The organism is Photobacterium lucens (genome assembly GCF_009873615.1).
In the GTDB taxonomy this organism is placed as follows: Bacteria; Pseudomonadota; Gammaproteobacteria; order Enterobacterales; family Vibrionaceae; genus Photobacterium; species Photobacterium lucens.
On sequence record NZ_SSMG01000079.1, the window covers coordinates 1 to 523 of the forward strand.

The following is a 523-nucleotide window of genomic DNA, read 5'->3' on the forward strand; positions in this document are numbered from 1 at the left end:
GTTTAATTCGGCTAATGTTTTAATTCCAAATAAACTTAATTCTTGAATTAATTCACTTGTATTTTTAGGTGGGCTTTTAATATTGATATTATTTTTACTAGCCCAAGAATTAAAAAACTCATTTAAGCTTATGGAGTCAATTGAAATTGAATAATCACCTGCTTTTGACTTTTCATCAACAGACTTCTTATATGAATCAATTTGTGCTGATATTTCGTCAAAACCTTTGTCTGCTATTTCTAGCATACCTGCATATAGATATAATTTTCGCTCTATCTCTGGTGGTAATGTACCAGAAAATTTATAGCTGCTATCGTGAGCTAATTCAGCCCAAGCATGTTGAAGTATTGTTCTGACTTGGACTTCAAATTTTAATTCACCTAGTTCTAAATACTCAGGTAAATTAGACCTTCCTTGTCCTAAAGTGCATACATAATGTACTGAACGATAACCAATTTGATCTTTAGATAGAACTTTGCTTTTATCTAAAGAATTATCAAAATCAATATCAAATGAATCTGAA

General features: G+C 30.0%; 1 protein-coding gene. It reads right to left on the minus strand.

Annotation, left to right across the window (positions count from 1 at the left end):
* Window positions 1-523: GTP pyrophosphokinase (locus tag E5A76_RS04055; protein ID WP_392397295.1), on the minus strand; the 523-nt coding region annotated here is incomplete at both ends.